This window comes from Microbacterium canaveralium, from assembly GCF_047238045.1.
Classification (GTDB): Bacteria; Actinomycetota; Actinomycetes; order Actinomycetales; family Microbacteriaceae; genus Microbacterium.
On the sequence record NZ_JBDFMA010000003.1, the window covers coordinates 722,834 to 744,103 of the forward strand.

A 21,270-nucleotide genomic window follows, 5' to 3' on the forward strand; every position below is an offset into this window, starting at 1 on the left:
GGGAGGCGCTTTGCCCCGCCCCGGGCCGCACGATAGCCTTCGGACAAATGAGGGCCGACTCGGTGACATCAGGGGTGCCATCCGCGCCGTGAGGGTGCCGATCCGCCGTACATCTCTTGGGGGGACGATGTTCGACGTACGACAGCGCGCTACCGCACGCCTCGCGGGGGTCGCGGCCATGGGAGTGCTCGTGGGGATACTCTCCCTCGGTGCCGTTCCCGCAGTGGCAGCGACCGAATCACCCTCGCCCACGCCGACTTCCGTCGGCGCCGGATCGATTTCGGGAACCGTCACCGACACCCGAGGAGTGGGCATCGCCGATGCCGACGTGTCGGTCGTCCCCGCGGGCGGCGGCGCAGCTACCGAGGTGACGACGGGATCTCTCGGCGGGTACACGGTGGCAGGCCTTCCCGCGGGGACGTTCTCCGTGTCGGTTGTCGCGGACGGGGCCGGTCCCGTGTTCTGGCCGGATGCCACGACCCTCGGCGATGCGCGCACTGTCGAGGTCTCGGACACCGCGGCGGTGACGGGCATCGACGTGGTGGTCGGGGCGGGACGGGCGCCCGTGCCGAGCCCGACGGGGGCCGCACCGAGCCCGACCGAGGCCCCGGCCAGTGCGAACGAGGCCGCGCCGGACGTCGCGACCGCGCGCGCTGCAGCCGAGCCCGCCGCGGTACCCGGGGTTTCCGCGACGTACAGCGTGAACGTGCGCCTCACGGGGGGTAGTGGGGGCTCGCTGGATGCCTACGTCACGCTAATCAATGATTCGTCCTCGTCCGCAGGCTTCACGGACGCATCCGGCGAAACGCTCCTCACCGATGTGCCGCCGGGCTCGTACAGCCTCGACATCTACCCCTCCGACGTGACCTATGCCCCGTATTGGCAGAGGCTCGAGGTCACGGGGGACACGACCACCGACGTCGTACTGCAAAGGCCGGGGACCGTCAGCGGCCACGTCGCCTCGACGGATGCCAGTGCCATCGACGTCCGATTGCTGCGCATCGAGGATCTCGAAATGGAGAAGGAGGTGCGGGCCGTCGGCGGTCAGTTCACGATGGACCATGTGCGTCCTGGCCAGTACTTGCTCGAGGCCGATGCCGACGGCGGTTCGCAGGCACCCACATTTTCTCCGGGGGTGTTCGACCCCCATGACGCGGCGGTGGTGACGGTCGGCCCGGGGGCAACCGTCGAGGGGCTCGATTTCGCCCTCCTGGCCGGTCACAGCATCACGGGAACGGTGACAGGAGTGCCGCTGGAGTCCGGCCACGCCAACGCGACCTCCGCTCCCATCGAGTGGCAGGGACAGTCGATCCACCTGACTATGCGTCGGGGCGACGCGACCGCGGGCCGAGACGGCAGCTACACCATCGAGGGACTCGCCGATGGCGATTACCTCGTGTCCGTGCAGGGGTTTCGCCAGTTCGATGACGATTCCAGTGGGCCGTACCTCTTGTACAGGGGCTACTACAAGGGTTCCCCCACGGCCTCCGGGGCCACGCCCGTCCCGGTGCACGGCGAGAACGTGATCGGAATCGACATCGTCTTGTTGGGCCACGGGACGGCCTCCGGTGAGGTCGGCGTGGAGGGCGGCGCGGCACCGCTGGAGAACACTCTGGTCACTGCCTACCGCTGGAATGGCGCCACCTGGGATGAGGTTCTCTCTGTCTCGGGATGGGGGCGCTACAGCTTGGGAGCGCGGCTCACCGACACCAGCTACGGGCTCCCGGAAGGCACGTACACCGTCGGTTTCTCCGACCCCGATGCCGTCTTCGGGGATGACGGCGTCGACTACCCGTACTGCCCGCAGTACTGGAACGGCGAGGATGCGTTCGGATCCGCGGACCACTTCGAGGTCGTGGACGGCGAGGACACTCCCGGCATCGACGCCACCCTCCGACTGAAGTCGAGCGGGTGCGTCGCCAACGGTGTGGTCGCCGGCGCGCCGATGATCGTGGGTACCCCTCAGGTGGGTGGCTTGGTCACCGCCGACTCCGGTTCGTGGGCGCCGCTGCCGATTCAACTGGCCTACCAGTGGCGGGCGAACGGTGTCGACATCGACGGCGCCACCTCCAGAGCGTTCACGCCGACGGCCGCGCAGGCCGGAACGAAGCTCACGGTCGCCGTCACGGGGTCGCGTCCCGGCTTCGACAGCGTCACGGTTGTGAGCCCCGAGTCGGCGCTCGTCCTCGCGGGCGCTCCCGGAACGCTCCAGCCGGGTCGGCCCGGGCTGTCGGGACCGGCGCTCAGCAGCGTTCCGCTCGTGGTGAGCCCCGGTGACTGGGCGCCACCTCCGGTCGACCTCACCTATCAGTGGTCCCTCGACGGCAAGCCGATCGACGGGGCGACCGGGGCGGGGTACACACCCACCGCCACGGATGTCGGTGGACACTTGACGGTGTCGGTCACGGGAACCAAGTCCGGCTATACCCCCGCCACCGTGATCGTGGACGCGGGGACGGTTTCGGCATCCATCGCGCTCGACTCGTCGTCGGCGTTGCCGGGCGGCGCAGTCGTGGTCGCCGGGTCCGGCTACGAGCCAGGAGAGACCGTTCGTGTCGAACTGCATTCCACGGTGATCCAGCTGGGCACGGCTGTCGCGGACGCGGGAGGGAACTTCCGCCTCCCGACCACGCTGCCGCTGACGGTGGTCCCCGGGGAACACCACATCTTCGCAATCGGGGAGCGAAGCGGCCGCGAGGCATCCGTGCCGATCACGGTCGGCTCGCCGACGCCCATCGGCGGAGGAACCGCGTCGTCCCCGGTGAGCCCGCCGGCGCTGGCCGACACCGGGACGACTGTGCCGCTCGCGCTGACGGTGCTCGGCATCATGCTCACCGTCGCGGGTGCCGTGCTGCTGCGCCGCCCCGGGCGACGCGGAGCGTGACCCGAGCTCGGGCGCGGCGCCGCATTCGGCCGGTCACCGCCGCCGTTGGCATGGTGGGCCGTGGGGCAACGGGGCAGACACGGGTCGCCGCGACCGTTAGCGTCGGGTCATGGCATCCCCGCGCATCACGCTGACCGTGCCCGGCCCCGACGGCGATCGTGAGATCGGCGTGTCCAACCCCGACCGTGTGCTGTGGCCCGAGGTCGGGATCACGAAACGCGAGCTCGCCGAATACTTCGTCGCCGTCGCCGAGCCGTTCCTCGCGGCCAACGGCAACCGCCCCGTCTCGTTGGAACGCTTCCCCGACGGTGTGGGCGGCGAGAGCTTCTTCTCGAAGAACCCGCCGAAAGGGTCTCCGTCGTTCGTCGAGGCGGTGACCGTGACGTACAACAGTGGGCGTCGGCATCCGCAGCTCGTCCTCACCGAGATCGGATCGGCCGTGTGGGCGGCGCAGATGAACACGATCGTCTTCCACCCGTGGGCGTCGCTCGCGAGCGACCCCGACCATCCGGTCGAGCTGCGCATCGACCTCGACCCGCAGCCGGGCACCGGTTTCGCCGACGCGGTCGTGGCCGCGCACGAGCTCCGGAAGGTCCTGCGCGAAGCCGGCCTCGAGGCGTGGGTCAAGACGAGCGGCAATCGCGGTCTGCACGTGTTCTGCCCGATCGAGCCCTCGCACGAGTTCCTCGACGTCCGGCACGCCGTGATCGCCGCGGCGCGCGAACTGGAGCGCCGGATGCCGGATGCCGTCACCACCAACTGGTGGAAGGAGGAGCGCGGCGAGCGGATCTTCGTCGACTTCAACCAGGCCAACCGCGACCGGACGATGGCCGGGGCCTATTCGCCGCGGGCGCTCCCCGCCGCAACGGTCTCGACGCCGGTGACCTGGGACGAACTGGATGCCGTCGACCCCGCGGCCTTCACCGTGCGCTCGGTGCCGGAGCGGCTGGCATCCGTCGGCGATCCGTGGGCGGACTTCGGTGCCGCACCCGGCCGCATCGACACGCTGCTCGAGTGGTGGCAGCGCGACCTCGACGCGGGTCTCGGAGAGCTGCCCTTCCCGCCGGAGTTCCCCAAGATGCCGGGGGAGCCGCCGCGCGTGCAGCCCTCGCGCGCGAAGAACCCGGCGGATTAACGCCCCGGCCGTCAGTCCAGGACGTCGCCCAGGTCGTAGGCGCCGACCGTCTCGAGCTGGTCGAACGAGCACGAGGTGGCGTCGCGGTCGGGACGCCAGCGCTCGAACTGCACCGTGTGCCGAAAACGCATGCCCTCGAGCTGGTCGTAGCGCACCTCGAGCACGCGCTCCGGCCTCAGCCGCACGAACGACACATCCTTGGATGCCGAGAAGCGCGACCGATCGGTCTCACCGACGACGGCCTCGCCGTCGGCGTCCCGTTCGACGAGGGGCGCGAGGTCGTCGATGAGTTCGAGGCGGCGCTTGTCGGTCCACGCCGAGACCCCGCCGACGCCGTGCAGCCGGCCCGCGTCGTCGTAGAGGCCGACGAGCAGCGACCCGACGCCCTGGCCCGACTTGTGAATGCGGTAGCCCAGCGCCACGACGTCCGCCGTGCGCGCATGCTTGATCTTGAACATGGTCCGCTTGCCCGGGGCGTACGGCTGCGCGAGCGGCTTCGCGACGACGCCGTCGAGACCCGCGCCCTCGAACTCGGCGAGCCACCGGCGGGCGAGGTCGGGGTCATCGGTCGTGCGGGTGACGTGCACGGGGTGCGGGACGGAGCCGAGGAGGTCGACGAGCTGGGCGCGGCGCTCGGCGAACGGCTCGTCCCGGAGGTCGCGGTCGCCGCGGGCGAGCAGGTCGAACGCGATGAACATCGCCGGGGTCTGCTCCGACAGCAGTGTCACGCGGGACGCGGCGGGGTGGATGCGCTGCGACAGCGCCTCCCAGTCCAGGCGTTGGGCGCCGGACTCGCCCCGCGCCACGACGACCTCGCCGTCGATGAGGCACGGTTGGGGGAGCAGACGCGCGAACGCCTCGACGAGTTCGGGGAAGTAGCGCGTGAGAGGTTTCGCGCCGCGGCTCCCGATCTCGACGTCGGTGCCGTCCCACGACACGAGCGCGCGGAACCCGTCCCACTTCGGCTCATACGACAGGCCGCCCGCGACCTTTCCCGGCTCAGGCACGTCGGTCACGGCTTTTGCCAGCATCGGCGCGGGGATGTCGTACGGCATCGGCTCAGCCTTCGCTCTCGCTCCCGGCAAGCGGCACGGGGTTGCGGCGCTTCTTGCGGCGCGCCCACTCCGCGGGCTGGTCGGGACCGTTCCAGACGGTGATGATGCCCCACGCCACGGCCGTGAGCGGCACGGCGAGGAGCGTGCCGAGGATGCCACCGATCGCGGTTCCGCCGGCAAGGGCGACCAGCACGACGAACGAGTGCAGCTTCATCGAGCGACCCATGAGGACGGGCTGGAGGAAGTTGCCTTCGAGCTGGTTCACGAGCACGACGATGCCGACGACGATGAGCGCGACGACCCAGCCGTTCGTGACGAGGGCGACGAGCGCGGCGAGGATGCCGGCGGTCACGGCCCCCACGATGGGGATGAACGCCAGCAGGAAGACGAGGACCGCGAGCGGCAGCGCGAGGGGCACCTGCAGGATCGCAAGACCCACGCCGATGCCGATCGCGTCGACGGCCGCCACCGAGGCGGTGCCGCGCACGTACGAGCCGAGCACCGTCACGGTCTTGTCGCCGATGCGTCGGGCGCGGTCGTAATCGCTGCCACGGAACGGACGCAGCACGAACTCCCACATGCGCGGTCCGTCTTTGAGGAAGAAGAACAGGATGACGACCAGCAGCACGAAGCCCGTGACGAACGAGGCGACGGCGCTGACGCCGGCCAGGGCTCCCGTGCCGAATTGCGCGCTGGTGACGAAGTCGCCGATGCCCTTCAGAGCCGCGTCGACCTGATCGGGCGGGATGGCGAACGGCAGGGTGTGATACCAGTCCTGCGCCTGCTGGAAACCTTCGACGGCCTGCGAGCTGAGGTAGCTCCACTGGCCGATCACGGCGTTGACCACCAGCCACCCGAGGGCTGCCAGCACCGCCACGACCGCGAGCAGAGTCAGCAGGGTCGCGAGGACCGCGGGGACGCCCTTCCGGCGCAGCCACATGGTGACCGGTCCGAACGCGGAAGCGAAGATGAGCGCGAGGATCAACGGGATGATCACGAGCGACACCTGCCGGATGCCCCAGATGAGGCCCGCGAGCAGGAGCACCACGATGATGATCTGCACCGCCCGGACGGCCAGGCGGCCGAACCCGTCGGCCCAGAGGCTGTGCGGCGGGGTCTGCTCGGTATGGGTGATCGCCGACGCCACGGCGTCGCGGTGCGGCGGGCGGCGAGAGAACAGGCTCATGTCACGAAGGTAGCGGGGCCGACCGACATCGGGCACTCGGGTTGCGCCCGGCCCCGGGGCGGATTAGGCGCCGGGGCGTGGCATCCGGGATCAGACGAACGCGCTCATGCCGGTGATGTCACGTCCGAGGAGCAGCGCCTGCACGCTCTCGGTGCCCTCGTATGTGTGGATCGCTTCGATGTCGGCCATGTGCTGCATCACGCCGTTCTCGAGCAGGATGCCGTTGCCGCCGAGCAGGTCGCGCGCGATCGCCGCCACCCGGCGTGCGGCGCGGGTGTTGTGGTACTTCGCCAGCGACGCTTGCGTCGGGCGCAGCCCCCCGGAGGTCTCGAGGTCGGCGAGGCGGCGGCAGAACAGCTGCATCGCGGTGAGCTCGTCGAGCATCTGCGCGAGGCGCTCCTGCACCATCTGGAACTTCGCGAGCGGCTTCCCGAACTGCATGCGCTCGGTGGCATATGTCCGCGCGGCCTCGTAGCAGGCCGTCGCGTGGCCCAGTGCCGACCAGGCGACGCCCGAGCGCGTGGCGAACAGGACGGTCGACGCGTCCTTGAAGGTGTGGGTGCCGGGGAGTGCGGCATCCGCGGGAAGGCGCACGTCATCGAGCGCGATGTGGGCCTGATGGATGCCACGCAGCGACACCTTGCCGGTGATGACCGTGCCCGTGTACCCGGGGGTGTCCTGCTCGACGAGGAAGCAGCGGACCTTGTCGTGGTCGTCGTCGCCCTCGGCATTCACGCGCGCCCACACGAACGTGATGCCGCCGGAGGCGCCGTTGCCGATCCACTTCTTGGTGCCGGACAGCGACCACCCGTCGGCGGTGCGGGTGGCGGTGGTCTCGAGCGAGACGGAGTCCGAGCCGTGGTCGGGCTCGGTGAGGGCGAACGCGCCGAGCACCGTGCCGTCCGCGAGCGGCTTCAGCCAGCGCGCCTGCTGCTCGGGGGAGCCGAACAGGGCGAGCGTCCGAAGGGCCAGGCCGCCCTGCACGGCGAGAGCCGTCGCCAGCGAGCCGTCGCCCCGCGAGACCTCCATGTTCACCAGGCCCGCCGCGAGCGGTGAGGAGGCCGGGAGGTCGGGGTGCTCGACGCCGTCGGTGAAGAGTTCGAGCTCGCCCATCCGCCGCAGGAGCTCGACCGGGTAGGTCGCGGCATCCCACTCCGCCTGCATGCGGGTGCCGACTTCGTCGACGAACGTCTTCGCGCGGTCCCACGCGTCGCGGTCGGCGTCGGGGACGTCGGCGAATACGGCGTAGTAGTCGGTGTCGCGTCGGCCGAGGAGGTCGTACGAGGCGATGCGCTCGCCGGGGAGCGTGCGGGGCTGGGCGTCGGTGCTCATGTACTCAGTATCGCGCATGGTGGTACTCGGTGTCATTCGCGCGCCGGCGGATCGACGGGCGACGGGTCGGGTCGCGTCACGGATTCAGAAAGAACCTTGCGTTCTCATACATCATTCATATGATGTTTGATGTGCAGCCGCACGCCCCGTTCACAAGGCCGTGATCGAATCGCGAGTCGCGCGTCCGGGAAATCCCCCTTCCTCGACAGGACCCCCCCGTGAAGAAAAGCCCCCTCCGCGGCGGCGCACTGGCGGTGATCGGAGCCCTCGCGGCATCCCTCGCCATAGCCAGTCCCGCCGTCGCCGCACAAGCTCGGACCCTCCACGTCTCGCCGGATGGCTCTGGCTCCGTCTGCTCTCCCGGCAACCCGTGCGACCTGCTGACGGCGAAGGACCGCGTCCGCGAACTCGTCGCCGACGGGCGCGCCGACGTCGTCGTCGAGCTCGCCGACGGCGAGTACCGGGTCGGCGAGCCGTTGCAGTTCCGTCCGGAAGACGCCGGCGGCGACGGCGGGTCCGTGCGCTGGACCGCCGCCGCCGGCGCCCACCCCGTGATCTCCGGCGCCGATCGGGTGTCGGGATGGCGCGTGCACGACGGCGACGCCGGCATCTGGGTGGCCGACACCCCGCAAGGCGTCGACACCCGCCAGCTCTACGTCAACGGCGTCTACGCGCAGCGGGCGCAGCGTCAGGTGGCCGGAGCCGATCTGGCGCTCGACGAGTCCGGGATCACGCTGAAGAACCCCGACCTCGCCTTCCTCAACGATGTCCCCCAGCCCGACCGCATCGAGTTCGAGGCGAAGGGCGACTTCACCTACCGGTATTCGCCCGTGGCGAGCATCGCCGACTCGAAGCTGACGATGGTCCAGCCGGCCTGGGAGAACAACACCTGGGGATGGGACACTCCGCAGTTCGCCCTCCTGGGAGGGTCCACCTACTGGCTGTCGAACTCCCTCGCGTTCGTCGACCAGATGAACGAGTGGTACATCGACCCCGACGGCGGGAAGCTCTACTACAAGCCCGGTGCGGGGGTCGACCCCAACGATCTCGACGTCGAGCTTCCCCGGGTCGAGGTTCTGCTGAGCATCGGCGGCACATACGACGAGCCGCTGCAGAACCTGGCGTTCGAGGGCATCACCTTCACCGGTACCTCGTGGCTCGGTCCGACCACCGACGGGTACGCCACGCAGCAGAACGGCTCGTACATCAAGGGCCACTACGACTACCGACCGGAAGACGCCTTCACCAGCTGTTCGCGTGGATGCGAGCAGTTCGAACGCGCGCGGACGGGCTGGTACCAGCAGCCGGCCGCGGTGCAGGTGTCAGCGGCATCCGGCGTCCGCTTCGAGAACAACCTGTTCGTCGGACTCGGGTCGTCGGCGCTCGGTATCGGCAACGACGCCAACGCCGCGCTCAGCGGTGTCGGCCTCGGCGCGCACGACATCGACGTGATCGGCAACCGCTTCACCGAGGTGGGCGGTCACGGGGTGTTCGTGGGCGGTAACCGTCCCGAGGCCCATCACCCCGACGATGAGCGGATGATCAACCGCGACATCACGGTCGAGCAGAACACCGTGACGCGCGCGGCGGTGGAGTACAAGGACAATTCCGGCATCCTGAGCACCTACGTCACGAACGCTCGTATTCAGAACAACGAGGTCGCGAACGTCGCCTACGACGGGATCGACACCGGCTACGGCTGGGGAATGAACGACGCCGGCGGGTCGGGGGAGTACACCAAACGCGGGTACTACAACTGGAACACCCGCTACGAGACGCCCACGACCCTGAAGGACAACGTCGTCTCCGGAAACCTCGTGCACAACACCAAGTCGCAGTTCGCCGACGGCGGCTCGATCTACAACCTCTCGGCCAGCCCGGGGTCGGTCACCGAGCGGAACTACCTCTACAACGTCTCCGGCGTGGGGCTGTACCTCGACGAGGGCACCCGCTCGACGATCTACCGGCAGAACGTGCTGCAGGGCACCAACCCGTGGGTCTTCACCAACGCCTACAACGCCACCAACACCAGCGACAACCTGATCACCGGCAACTGGTACAACTCCGGTGGCGCGCAGACACCCAATCTCGAAGCGAACCGCAACCGGCTCGTCGACAACGTGCAGGTGTCCGGGCTGAACTGGCCGGATGCCGCGCGCCAGGTCATCTGCGAGGCCGGGGTCGCGCCCGAGCGGCGGACCGCGCTCAACGCCACCCTGTTCACCGAGGACGCCGCGTGCGGCAACACGGGCGAGCAGGTGGGTGCGCCGTTCACGACCACGGCGGCGTCCGCCGGGAGCTCGCACTTCGCCCAGTCGGACGGTCATTTCGCCATCCGCGCTCAGGGGGCGGACGTGTGGGGTGGAGGCGGACAGCGCGACGACGCGTACGGCTCCATCTTCCAGAAGGACGCCGTGAACGCCGTCTCCAGCGTGTCCGCGCGCGTCGACACCGTCGGCGATGCGAACGCCTGGGCGAAGTCCGGCGTGATGATCCGCAACGACATCGATCAGCCGGGCGCGTCCGGCGGGTACGCGCTCGTGGCCGTCACGCCCCGCAACGGCGTCGTCTTCCACTGGGATGCCAACGGCGACGGCTACGTCGAGAGCTCGGCCGCGGCGAACGTCAACACGTTCCGCCCGGTGTGGGTCAAGCTCGACCGCAGTGGTGAGCAGGTCAGCGCTTGGTACTCGTTCGACGGAACGAACTACGCGCAGATCGGCTCCGCGGTCACGCTCACGGGAGCGGCAGCGGTTCAGGATGCCGGGATCTTCTCGTCCTCGCACGACGCGGGCCGCTCGGCACTCAACGTGTTCAGCGACCTCCGTATCGAACGCGACGACGTGAAGCCGACGGCGGCGCTCGTCGCGCCGACCGCGGCGGGTCCGTTCCGCACGCTCGACCTCCGGGTCGACGCCACCGACGACCGCGGTCTGTCTCAGATCGTGGCCAACGTCTACCGCGACGGCACGCTCGTGCGCAGCACGCAGACGGCGGTCGCGGACGGGGCACGCGCGGCGACCCACACGGCGTCGGTCTCCCTACCGGACGGGCAGTACCAGCTGAAGTACAACGCGCACGATCGCGCGGGCAACGTCTCGGCGACCGGCACGTTCGCGTTCACGATCGACGCGACCGCGCCGACGGTGACCGTAAAGGACGGTCAGAACTTCACCGTGGCCACCGGGGACTCGTACGACCGGGTCAGCTTCAAGCTGTACGACGCCGGTCGGATCGACCGGGTCGAGCTCAACGGCGTCGTGAAGAATCTGGCGAACGCGCCGTGGTCGGACGTGAACTTCGTCACTCCCGGCGTCTTCGGTGCGGTGCGCGGAGAGAACACGCTCGTCGTGTTCGACGTCGCCGGCAACAGCCAGTCGACGCTGTTCACACTGAACTGACGAACGACCGTGCCCCCTCGTTCCGCGGAGCGAGGGGGCACGGTCGTGTCCGGCGGCGGTTCACCGCACGACGGGGTCGCCGTCTCCCGCCGCGAGGAGCTCCAGCTGGCGGCGGTGCGGCAGGCTCTCCCAGTCGCCGCGGCCGAGGCACGCGAACGCGCCCGCCGCCACCGCCGTGTCGATGCGGTTCTCGAGGGACGAGCCGCTGAGGTGTTCCGCGAGGTAACCGGCCACGAAGGCGTCGCCCGCGCCGACCGTGTCGACGGGGTGGATCGGCCAGGCGGGTCGTCGGAGCAGGCGGCCCTCGGCGGAGACCGTGGCCCCCTCCGCGCCGCGCTTGAGTGCGACGGTTGCGGGCCCGAGGTCGGCGATGGCGCTGATGAGCTCGTCATCGGATCTCTCGCCGACGATGAGCGCCGCCTCCTCGCGCCCGGCGAACACGATGTCGGACTGCGCGGCGAGCCGCCGGTACACCGCGGACGCATCTCGACCGCGCCAGAGCGAAGGTCGATGGTTGACGTCGAACGACACGGTCGCCCCGGCCGAGCGGGCGGCCGAGACGGCCGCGTCGACGGTCTCGGACGCGGATGCCGACAGTGCGGGAGTGATCCCGGTCACGTGCAGCACCGTTGCGGTGGTGAGGATCGAGAGGTCGAGGTCGTCGGGGCGCAGACGGCTTCCCGCACTGCCGCCGCGCCAGTACTGAACGCCGACGCGTCCCGGAGCGATCTCGGTCTTCATCATCGAGCCGGTGAAGGCTTCTGCGTCGACGGTGACGTGGAGCTCCACGCCCTCGGCGCGCAGTTCCCTTCGGATCCGTCGCCCGGCGACGTCATCGCCCACGCGTCCCATCCACACCGCGCGGCCGCCGAGACGCGCGACGCCGACGGCCACGTTGCTCTCGGCGCCACCGAAGGACAGGCGATAGGCGTCTGCGCTCTCACCCTCGGCGGGGTCGACCGGGCGGAACAGCGCCATGGTCTCGCCGAACGTGATGACGGCGGCGTTCACGACGCTGCCCGCAGGCGCATCGCCGCGCGGCCGCGCTCCGCCACGCGCGCCAGGTCTCCCGCCTCGATCTCCGCGCGCGGAGCGAGCCAGCTCCCGCTCACCGACGGCACCGAGGGATGCGCGAGGTAGTCGGCCGCGTTGTGCGGACCGACGCCGCCGCTCGGCACGAAGCCCGTATCGGCGAACACCGCCGACAGCGCGTCGATCGCCGCCCGTCCGCCGAGGAGATCGGCCGGGAAGAGCTTCACCGCGCGGAGTCCCGCGCGCCGGGCACGCTGCACCTCGGTCGCCGTGGCCACACCCGGCAGCACGTCGAGCCCGCGGTCACGGGCCCGGTCGACGACATCGGGGTCGAACCCCGGACTGACGATGAACGCGGCACCCGCGTCGGCCGCTCGGTCCGCCTGCGCGACGTCGAGGACCGTGCCCGCGCCGACGACGAACCCGGGGGGTGCGCCCGCGGTCATCGCGGCGAGCACCTCCAGGGCGCGCGGCGTGCGCAGTGTGATCTCGGCGCAGTCGACACCCCCGTCGTGGAGGGCGTGCGCGAGGTCAGCCGCGATGTCGGGGCGGTCGCACACGATCACCGGAACGATCGGGAACGGCCGCAGCCACTCGCTCATCGGCCGAGCCACCCGCCGTCGACGGGCAGCACGATGCCGTTCACGTAGTCCGATGCGGCCGAGGCCAGGAACACCGTCGCACCGGCGAGATCCGAGCCCTCCCCCCAGCGTCCCGCGGGGATGCGCTCGAGGATGCTGCGCGATCGATCGGGGTCGCCGCGCAGCGGCGCGGTGTTGTCGGTGGCGATGTACCCGGGGGCGATCGCGTTGACGTTGACGCCCCTGGCGGCCCATTCGTTCGACAGGGCTTTCGTCAGCCCCGCGATGCCCGACTTCGCTGCGGCGTATCCGGGCACGTTGATCCCGCCCTGGAAGCTCAGCAGTGAGGCGGTGAAGACGACCTTCCCCGAGCCGCGCTCCAGCATGCCGGCCGCGACGGCCTGCGTCAGCAGGAACGGACTGGTGAGGTCGACCTCGAGGACGCGGTCCCACAGGGCCGTCGGGTGCTCGACCGCGGGGGCGCGCTCGATGGTGCCGGCGTTGTTGACGAGGATGTCGATCCGATGGTCGCCGAGGTCTTCGATGAGCGCCAGCACAGCGGACCGGTCCGAGAAGTCGCACGCGAACGACGTGAACCCCCGCCCACGGTCGCGCACGGCGGTCGCAATGGCGCTGTCGGGCTCGGCATCCCTGGTGCTGACCGCGACGATGTCGGCGCCTGCCTCCGCCAGGGCGGATGCCATGGCCAGGCCGATCCCGCGGCTCGCCCCCGTGACGAGGGCGGTGCGACCGGTGAGGTCGAACAGGCCGGCGCTCACTGCTCGCCCCCGACCGCGACGAGCAGCTTCAGGGCCTGACCCGCCTCGAGCGCGGCGAACGCGTCACCGGTCTTCTCCAGGGGAACCACGTCGGTGATCAGCGTGTCCGTCGGGATCGCGCCGCCCGCGAGCAATTCGACGGCGGTCTCGAAGTCGCGGCGCTGGTAGACGCGCGCACCGAGGAGTCGCAGCTCGCGCCAGAACACACGCTGCAGGTCGATCTCGCGAGGCTGCGAGTGGATGGCCACCACGACGATGGTGCCGCGGACCTTCGCCAACGCGGTCATCCCGCGGACAGCCGCGGCGGCACCCGACACCTCGAACACGACGTCCGCGCCGGCACCGCCCGTCCATTCCTCCACCCAGGCCGCCTGGTCGGTCGCGCGCGGATCGAGCGTGCGGAACCCGAGGTTCTCGATCGTGCCTCGGCGCCCGGCATCCGGCTCGATGACGACGACATCCGCCCCCGTGTGCCGGGCGACGCTCGCGATGAGGACGCCGATGGGGCCGCCCCCGATGACGACCGCGGTGTCACCGGCGGACAGCTCCGACCGACGCACGTCATGGACGGCGACGGCCACCGGCTCCACGAGAGCTCCCTCGCGCAGGTCGAGGTCCTCGGGCAGACGCACCACGGTGGATGCCGGGACGTTCCACAGCTCCTGCAAGGCGCCGGGGGAGTCGATGCCGATGAAGTCGAGGTTCTGGCAGATGTGCTCGTTGCCCGCGAGGCACGCGGGGCACGTGCCGTCCCAGTCCAGCGGCATCACGGTAACGCGGTCTCCCGGCATCCATTCGTCCACCTCATCACCGACGGCGGTGATGACTCCGCTCATCTCGTGGCCGAAGACGAGGGGTCGCTGGACGCGGGCATCCATGTCACCGTGGAAGACGTGCAGGTCGGTGCCGCAGAGGCCGGTGTACGCCACGCGGATCTGCACCTGTCCCGCGGTAGGAGCCTCCGGCGGGATGTCCACAGGGTCGACGGTTCGAGCCGAGATGTAGTGAAGTGCGCGCACGACGGGTCCTCTCCGATGAGAGCGGATGAGGTCGACATCCGCCCCTTCACCATACGGGGGTTTTCCTCATAGGTCACATGTATGATCTAATGAATGCGCGCCGCATCGCGGTGAGTCGTCAACGACGTCGACCATGTGAGGACTGGAAATGGCAACACAGCACCGTCGCTTCATCCGTTTCGCCCGATTCGGAGCCTTGGCCCTGGCGGGGGTGACCGCTGTCGCTCTGAGCGCCTGCAGCCCCGGCTCCGGTGGCGGAGACACTTCGCTGGGCTTCCCGCAGGCCGAGCAGGAGGCCGGCAGCCCGATCACGGTATGGGTGGATGCCACCCGCGAACCGATCATCGATGCCTTCAAGAAGGCGCACCCCGACATCCAGATCAACGCCGAGACCTACGACGGCAACGCCAGCGGTTCGGCGAGCCTCCAGACACGCATCGCGCTGTTCGACCAGGCCGGTGAGGGCTGGCCCGACGTGGTGTTCTCGACGCAGAACAACGACGCGTCCTGGGCCTCGAAGGAGTCCAACGGACAGCAGGCGTTCGCCGCTCCCGTGAACAAGGGCTGGTTCGACGAGGACTTCCTCGCCGGGTTCACCCCCGGATCGTTGGACCCGCTCACCATCGACGGCACCACCTATGGGCTGCGCAACGATCTCGCCCAGGTCGTGTTCTGGTACGACCAGGCCCTCTTCGACCAGTTCGGCTACGACGTTCCCACCACCTGGGAGGAGTACGAGCAGCTGAGCGACCGCGTCGCCCAGGAGCACCCCGGTTACCTGCTGGGCTCGGTCGGAGACGGGTTCCTCGGGTCGTACGTCTACTACTGGGGTGCGCAGGCGCCGATCTTCCAGCTCGACGGCAACGACTTCACGTCCGACTTCGGGGCCGAGAACTCGCAGAAGATGACCGACCTGCTCGACCACATGGTGGCGAACAAGACGCTGTCGACGGCTTCGGTGTTCGGTTCCGACTTCATCCAGCAGGCGCAGGGCAAGCTCCTCGGCATGCCGGGGCCCGTGTGGTTCACGGGCGCGCTGTTCCAGAACCCGGACAGCCTGAACGTCCCCTCCGGTCAGCTGGGTGCCGGCACCCCGCTGCACTGGGAGGGTGAGGACATCGGGACCGGAAACGTCGGCGGCGGCACGTGGCTCGCGTCGAGCCACTCCAAGAACTTGGATGCCGCCAAGACCTTCATGGAGTTCGCCACCAGCTCCGACGAGTACCAGGTCGACCTCGCGCCCGGATACCCGGCATACGCCGAGGCCGGCGAGAAGTGGATCGCCAAGCAGGCCGCGGACGGCTACTTCGTCGGCGACTTCGAGAAGAACGTGATCGACGCCGGCGGCCAGGTGTGGAGCGGATGGGGCTTCCCGAGCTTCAGCGCAGAGACCGCGTACAGCAAGGTGGTTCTGCCGGCACTCGCGGCGGGCAAGTCCATCGGTGACGTCACCAGTGACTGGCAGGCCGAGATCCTGAACGAAGCCCAGGTGCAGGGCTACACCGTCACTCGCTGACCCCGCTCGATCCCACGAAAGGCCAGGCCATCGTCACTTCCACGATGACGCCCCTCTCCGCCGGCGCCGAAACGCGCCGGCGGGGAGGCGAGCAACGGCGTCGAAACCCGAACCGTTCCCAGTCGGCGATGGCGTACGCCTTCAGCTCGGGGTACGGCATCCTGCTGCTGTTGTTCGGCCTCGGTCCGGCCCTGTACGCGGTGTATCTCGCGTTCACCAAGGCCGGAAGCTTCGCGGGCGTGGACAACTTCGTCCGTGTCTTCGGCGACTACCGCTTCTGGCCCGCGGTCCAGCACGTCTCGGCGTACCTGGTGATCTGGCTGATCTTCCAGATCGTGTTCGTCGTGCTGCTCGCGCTGATCGTGCACAACTTCGCGTCGCGGTGGCTCTCCACGTCGGTGCGGTTCGTCTACTACATCCCGGGAGCGCTCGCGGGCGCGTCCAGCGTCCTGCTGTGGCTGTTTCTGCTCGATCCCAGCGTGAGCCCGGTGTCCGGCATCCTGCGGGGTCTCGGCTTCGACTCCTTCGTGGCCACCGTCTCGCTGGACAACCTCCCCGTCATCTTCACGATCGTGTCGTTCTGGACGGGCGCGGGGCAGTGGATCGTCATCATGTACGGCGCCCTCAACAACATCAGCCCCGAGATCATGGAGGCGTCGCGGATCGACGGCGCCGGCCCGGTGCAGACCGCGTGGTACATCCAGCTGCCCCTGCTGCGGAAGTGGATCTCGTACATGGTCGTCATGTCGATCGCCGCGGGCAGTCAGCTCTTCGTCGAGCCCCGCGTGCTCTCCCAGGCGAGCAAGGGCGTCGTCCCGCAGGACTACTCGCTCAACCAACTCGCCTACCTCTACGCCTTCCGGCAGAACGACTTCAACGGTTCCGCCGCGATCTCCCTCATCCTTCTGGCCGTCGCCCTGATCCTGGCTGCCTTCTTCGTCTTCCGAGGAGGACTCTTTGAGCGCGACTGAAACCGCGACCCTGCTGCGCGCCGACGAGCGCGCCTTGGCCGCCCGCACGCGTCGTCGTCGGATGACGCCCGGCGAATGGCTCGGGCGTGCGCTCGTCGTCATCGTCGCCCTGTTCTTCGTCGTGTTCTTCCTGCTGCCCCTGGTGTGGCTGCTGCTGGCCCCGACGAAGACCCCGCGCGAGCTGCTGCTGAACGGCCCGTTCGACTTCGGGGCGTTCTCGACGCTGGCCGACAACTGGAACGCCCTCATGGCCTTCCAGAACGGCATCGTCTGGACGTGGCTCGGCAACGCCGCGCTCTATACCGGCGGCGCGCTCATCCTGACGTTGCTCGTGACCATCCCCGCCGGGTATGCCCTCGCGATGATCGACTTCCGGCTGCGTCGCACGCTGCTGGCGGTGACCCTCGTGGTGATGCTCATCCCGAGCACCGCCCTCGTGCTGCCGACCTTCCTCGAGCTGAGCGCCGTGCGGCTCATCGGCAATCCGCTCGCCGTGATCCTGCCGTTCTCGTTCTTCCCCTTCGGCGTGTACCTGACGTACATCTACTTCTCGACGAGCATTTCGAAGGACCTCCTGGATGCCGCCCGCATCGACGGCGCGGGGGAGTGGCGGGTCTTCTGGCGCGTTGCCATGCCGTTGGCGACCCCGGTCATCGCGCTCGTCGGCTTCTTCAACGTCGTCGGGAACTGGAACAACTACTTCCTGCCGTTCGTCATGGTGCCGGGCCGTCGCGCCCCCATCCAGGTCGGGCTCGCGGAACTGTTGTCGAACGTGCCGCTGTTCAACCCGACGTCGGCCGGTTCGGTGACCATCGAGCTTCCCGTGCTCGCGCTGGCGACCCTGGTCTCGGTCCTCCCCGTGCTGCTGATCTTCCTGTTCTCGCAGCGGTTCCTGGTCACCGGCATGACCGCCGGCGGGACGAAGGAGTGAGCGTGCTGCGCGTGGGCATGGTGTGCCGGATGGTGCCCGAGAAGCGCGAGGAGTATCTCGCGCTCCACCGCGCCGTGTGGCCGGGCGTCGAGCAGACGCTGCGCGAGGGGAACATCCGCAACTTCACGATCTTCGTGCGCGGCGACGTGCTGTTCGGCTACTACGAGTACGTGGGCGACGATCTCGCCGCCGACGATGCCAAGATGGCCGCCGATCCGGTGACGCAGGAGTGGTGGGCCCGGACCGGGCCGTGCCAGGTGCCGTTCGACGACGACGGGTCGGAGCCGAACTGGCAGATCATGACCGAGGCCTGGCACCTGGACTGACCCGGATGCCGACCCCGGTCGGTGTCCGCGCGTACCGTGCGTACGCGGTCGACCTCAGCGTTCGCGTGCGGTGGGGAAGCGGCGGCGCTGCCAGGCGTCGAGGATGTGCGCCCGCATCGCCGCCTCGGCCGCGGCGGGATCGCCCGCCGCGATCGCGTCGTGCACGCGCCGGTGCTCCTCGAGCGTGATGTGGAACGCGTCGGTGGACTGGTTGCCGACGAAGCGCGCGGATTGGCGCGCGCGCGAGAACAGGATCTTCGTGATGCTGCTGGCCAGCTCGTTGCCGGACAGCGTCATGACGAGGAAGTGGAAGTCGAGGTCGGCGTCCGGGAAGACCTCCGGGTCTTCGACCGATTCCTCCATACGCGCCAGGGATGCCGTGATCTGGGCGATCTGCTCGGGCGTGCCGTGCTGGGCGGTCGCCGCCGACATGGATCCTTCGAGCGCGGCGCGGATCACCGAGATCTCGTCGAGCACGCCGAGCGACGAGTCGTTCTCGAGCAGGACCGCGAGCACCACCGGATCGAGGACGTTCCACGAGGTCTTCGGCTGCACGGTCGTGCCGCGGCCGGGGGCGACGCTGATGAGCCCCTTCTCCTCGACCCGCTTGACGGATTCGCGGATGACCGTCCGGCTGACGGCGAAGTGCTGGGCCAGCTTCTCTTCGGGTGGCAGCGTGTCGCCCGGGGGGACGTCGCCCTTGACGATGGCCTCCACCAGGTCGTGCACCACGGCGACCCCGAGCCGGGCGGTCGGCGTCCGCGGCGTCGAGCTGCGCAGGGCCGACCCGATGCCGGTGGGCACGGTCTCCTCGCTCATGCGGTCAGCCTAGTCGCGCGTCATCTCGGCGTCGGGCCGTTCGTGCCGATCGGCTTCGGGCACCAGTCGGAGCCCCGCGCGGTCGGGGCGCACGTGCGGGCCCGCGCCCACGAGCCAGCTCGCGCCCCGGTCGCCGCCCTCGGCGATGAGCGCTTCGTCGACGCTCACGCCGTGCCCGGGAGTGTCGCCGAGGACGATCCCGCCGTCGGCGAAGTGCTGGTCGATGTGCAGGCCGAACGGTGCCCCGAGGTCCTGCACCTCGGCGCTGAGGTGATTCGGTACAGCGATGGCGGCGTGGGCGACGGCCTGGTTGGCCGTCACGCCGACGGGGCTGATCGGCAGGTCGCGGCCGTGGGCGAGGATGGCCACACGAAGGAAATGCGTCACGCCCCACGTGCACCCCACTTGCACGACGTCGACGCCCCCGGCATCCATGATCGGGCGGAACTGCTCGAGGCCCGTCAGGTTCTCGCCCGTCGCGACGGCGGCGCGGATGCTGCGGGAAAGGCGCGCGTGCCCCTCCGCGTCCCACCGCCGCAGGGGCTCCTCGACCCAGGTCAGGTCGATGTCGCGCTCGAGTTCGCTGACGTAGCGGACCGCCTGCTTGAGGTTCCACGACTCATTGGCGTCGAACATCACGGCCGGTCGCCGGGAGTTGCGGCCCATGGCGTCGCGCACGATGTGCAGGCGGCGACGGTCGGCGTCGAGGTCGCGTCCGCCCTTGAGCTTGCCGCTGCTGAAGCCGAGGTCGGCCATCTGGGCGTAGAACGCGGCGAGTTCCTCGTCGGAGAGGGCGATGTCGAGGCCCGAGGCGTACCCGGTGACGAAGCGGTCTCGGGCGCCGAGCAGGCGCCAGAGGGGCTCGCCTGCGGCCTTGGCCTTGATGTCCCACAGCGCCATGTCGAACGCGCCGATGCTGCCGAAGGTCGCGCCGGCGTGACCGGCCTTGAAGACGCGGGCGAGCATGCGGTCGTAGAGGGCGGTGACCGCGCGGGGGTCCTGGCCCTCGATGGCGGGGAAGAGGCGCGCGAGATCGGCGACGTGGCCCGTGCCGACACCGGTGATGCCCGCGTCGGTCTCGACGAGGACCACGGCTTCTTCGGTGATGCCCGACGCGATGTGTCCGTTCACGTCGCCGATGGGGCGTCCCCATTCGCGGAACGTGCGGAGCACGCGGTAACCGGTGACCTTCATATCGCCCTTGACTTCCTGCTGGGGGACTCGGAGCGAGCCCACAAAGAACATACATCATATGTTACTGTTCGATCGGAGCGACCGACAGGCCGGGCTCCCCGACGGAGGCGAAGATGCAGACGCGATCAACGGCGAGGACGCCGGTCCTGACCGAGATCGGCTTCGGCGGGGCGCAGATCGGGAATCTTTCGCGCGAGGTCGACGACGCCACGGCGCGCGGTGCCGTCGATGCGGCGTGGGATGCCGGCATCCGATACTTCGACACGGCTCCGCACTACGGACTGGGGCTCTCGGAGCGCCGTCTGGGGGCGGCGCTGCGTGACCGCCCTCGCGACGAGTACGTGCTGTCGACGAAGGTCGGACGCCTGCTCATCGACTCGCCTGACACCGCCGATCGCCAGGATGACGACGGGTTCGCCGTGCCGGCCACGGTCGTCCGGCGGTGGGACTTCTCGCGCGACGGCATCCTGCGCTCGGTCGAGGAGAGCCTGACCCGCCTCGGCCTGGACCGCATCGACATCGCGTACCTGCACGATCCCGACGAGCACTGGGATGCCGCCTCCACCACCGGTGTCGGCGCGCTCATCGAGCTGCGTGAGCAGGGCGTGGTTTCCGCGATCGGCGCGGGCATGAACCAGGTGCCGATGCTCGCCGACTTCGTCGAGCGGTGCGACGTCGACATCGTGATGGTCGCGGGCCGGTACACGCTCCTCGATGACGCGGCGGCGGATCGGCTGCTGCCCCTCGCGGCCGAACGCGGCGTCGGCGTGGTGGCGGCAGCCGTGTACAACTCGGGGCTGCTCAGCGTTCCTCGCCCTGCGCCCGGCGCGAGCTACGACTACACGAGCGCCCCGGACGCGTTGATCGAACGCGCGAACCGCATCGCCGACATCTGCGAGCGCTACGGCGTCGACCTTCCGTCCGCCGCGTTGGGGTACCCCCTGCGGCGTCCGGAAGTGGTCTCCGTCGTCGTGGGTGTGCGAACGCGGGCGCAGGCCGAATCGACGCTGCAGCGCTACCTCGCCACGGCGCCCGAGGAGATGTGGCGAGAGCTTTCCGCGGCGGGACTCGTCGCGGCATGACGCGTGCGCGGCGGGTGCACGCGACGA

At 69.6% G+C, this 21,270-nt stretch carries 17 protein-coding genes; 8 read left to right on the forward strand and 9 right to left on the reverse strand.

From position 1 onward, the window contains the following. Positions 1-127: 127 nt before the first annotated feature. Together ABC271_RS04415 and ligD are read left to right on the forward strand one after the other, a co-directional pair. The gene (locus ABC271_RS04415; RefSeq protein ID WP_412923677.1) at positions 128-2,884 is read left to right on the forward strand and encodes a carboxypeptidase regulatory-like domain-containing protein; all 2,757 of its coding nucleotides are present in this window, start codon (positions 128-130) and stop codon (positions 2,882-2,884) included. A 109-nt stretch (positions 2,885-2,993) separates the two neighbouring features. Further along, positions 2,994-4,019, forward strand: a complete 1,026-nt coding sequence (gene ligD, locus ABC271_RS04420; RefSeq protein WP_412923678.1) for a non-homologous end-joining DNA ligase — start codon at positions 2,994-2,996, stop codon at positions 4,017-4,019. Between the two features lie 11 nt (positions 4,020-4,030). Here the strand turns inward: ligD and ABC271_RS04425 are convergent, their stop codons facing one another. From ABC271_RS04425 to ABC271_RS04435, 3 genes are all read right to left on the reverse strand, one after another. After that, positions 4,031-5,074 (reverse strand): ATP-dependent DNA ligase, encoded by a 1,044-nt coding sequence (locus ABC271_RS04425; protein WP_412923679.1) that lies wholly within the window; start codon positions 5,072-5,074, stop codon positions 4,031-4,033. A gap of 4 nt (positions 5,075-5,078) precedes the next feature. After that, positions 5,079-6,260 carry an AI-2E family transporter gene (locus ABC271_RS04430; protein WP_412923680.1) on the reverse strand — a complete coding sequence of 394 codons (1,182 nt, stop codon included), beginning with the start codon at positions 6,258-6,260 and terminating at the stop codon, positions 5,079-5,081. A 90-nt stretch (positions 6,261-6,350) separates the two neighbouring features. Beyond that, entirely contained in the window at positions 6,351-7,592 is a 1,242-nt protein-coding gene (locus tag ABC271_RS04435; protein WP_412923681.1) for an acyl-CoA dehydrogenase family protein, read from the reverse strand. Between the two features lie 218 nt (positions 7,593-7,810). Here ABC271_RS04435 and ABC271_RS04440 point away from each other — a divergent pair, with 218 nt between their 5' ends. Further along, positions 7,811-10,993: a right-handed parallel beta-helix repeat-containing protein gene (locus ABC271_RS04440; protein WP_412923682.1), complete on the forward strand. Its 3,183-nt coding sequence runs from the start codon at positions 7,811-7,813 to the stop codon at positions 10,991-10,993. A gap of 60 nt (positions 10,994-11,053) precedes the next feature. Here ABC271_RS04440 and ABC271_RS04445 read toward each other — a convergent pair whose 3' ends face one another. The 4 genes from ABC271_RS04445 to ABC271_RS04460 are packed head-to-tail and all read right to left on the reverse strand — an operon-like array spanning position 11,054 to position 14,404. Continuing rightward, complete coding sequence (locus tag ABC271_RS04445) at positions 11,054-12,004, reverse strand: sugar kinase (RefSeq protein ID WP_412923683.1); 951 nt, start codon at positions 12,002-12,004, stop codon at positions 11,054-11,056. Next, positions 12,001-12,627, reverse strand: coding sequence for a bifunctional 4-hydroxy-2-oxoglutarate aldolase/2-dehydro-3-deoxy-phosphogluconate aldolase (locus ABC271_RS04450; protein WP_412923684.1), 627 nt, complete (start codon positions 12,625-12,627; stop codon positions 12,001-12,003). The genes ABC271_RS04445 and ABC271_RS04450 overlap by 4 nt, the downstream gene beginning before the upstream one ends. Then, on the reverse strand, positions 12,624-13,385 hold the full coding sequence (locus tag ABC271_RS04455; RefSeq protein WP_412923685.1) for an SDR family oxidoreductase: 762 nt from the start codon (positions 13,383-13,385) through the stop codon (positions 12,624-12,626). The genes ABC271_RS04450 and ABC271_RS04455 overlap by 4 nt, the downstream gene beginning before the upstream one ends. Further along, positions 13,382-14,404, reverse strand: a complete 1,023-nt coding sequence (locus ABC271_RS04460; protein ID WP_412923686.1) for a zinc-dependent alcohol dehydrogenase — start codon at positions 14,402-14,404, stop codon at positions 13,382-13,384. The genes ABC271_RS04455 and ABC271_RS04460 overlap by 4 nt, the downstream gene beginning before the upstream one ends. Before the next feature lie 148 nt (positions 14,405-14,552). Between ABC271_RS04460 and ABC271_RS04465 the strand changes: the two genes are divergently transcribed. From ABC271_RS04465 to ABC271_RS04480, 4 genes are read left to right on the forward strand one after another with little or no spacing between them, the layout of a single operon-like run. Then, entirely contained in the window at positions 14,553-15,920 is a 1,368-nt protein-coding gene (locus ABC271_RS04465) for an ABC transporter substrate-binding protein (protein WP_412923687.1), read from the forward strand. Positions 15,921-15,964: 44 nt separating this feature from the next. Then, complete coding sequence (locus ABC271_RS04470) at positions 15,965-16,891, forward strand: carbohydrate ABC transporter permease (RefSeq protein WP_138176171.1); 927 nt, start codon at positions 15,965-15,967, stop codon at positions 16,889-16,891. Then, positions 16,878-17,822 carry a carbohydrate ABC transporter permease gene (locus ABC271_RS04475; protein WP_412923688.1) on the forward strand — a complete coding sequence of 315 codons (945 nt, stop codon included), beginning with the start codon at positions 16,878-16,880 and terminating at the stop codon, positions 17,820-17,822. Before ABC271_RS04470 ends, ABC271_RS04475 begins: the two co-directional genes overlap by 14 nt. A 2-nt stretch (positions 17,823-17,824) precedes the next feature. Beyond that, on the forward strand, positions 17,825-18,148 hold the full coding sequence (locus ABC271_RS04480) for an L-rhamnose mutarotase (protein WP_412923689.1): 324 nt from the start codon (positions 17,825-17,827) through the stop codon (positions 18,146-18,148). Between the two features lie 54 nt (positions 18,149-18,202). Here the strand turns inward: ABC271_RS04480 and ABC271_RS04485 are convergent, their stop codons facing one another. Next, positions 18,203-18,967: a FadR/GntR family transcriptional regulator gene (locus ABC271_RS04485; protein WP_138176173.1), complete on the reverse strand. Its 765-nt coding sequence runs from the start codon at positions 18,965-18,967 to the stop codon at positions 18,203-18,205. A gap of 9 nt (positions 18,968-18,976) precedes the next feature. Next, complete coding sequence (locus ABC271_RS04490) at positions 18,977-20,212, reverse strand: mandelate racemase/muconate lactonizing enzyme family protein (RefSeq protein ID WP_412923690.1); 1,236 nt, start codon at positions 20,210-20,212, stop codon at positions 18,977-18,979. A gap of 62 nt (positions 20,213-20,274) precedes the next feature. Here ABC271_RS04490 and ABC271_RS04495 point away from each other — a divergent pair, with 62 nt between their 5' ends. Further along, entirely contained in the window at positions 20,275-21,243 is a 969-nt protein-coding gene (locus tag ABC271_RS04495; RefSeq protein WP_412923691.1) for an aldo/keto reductase, read from the forward strand. Positions 21,244-21,270 lie beyond the last annotated feature (27 nt).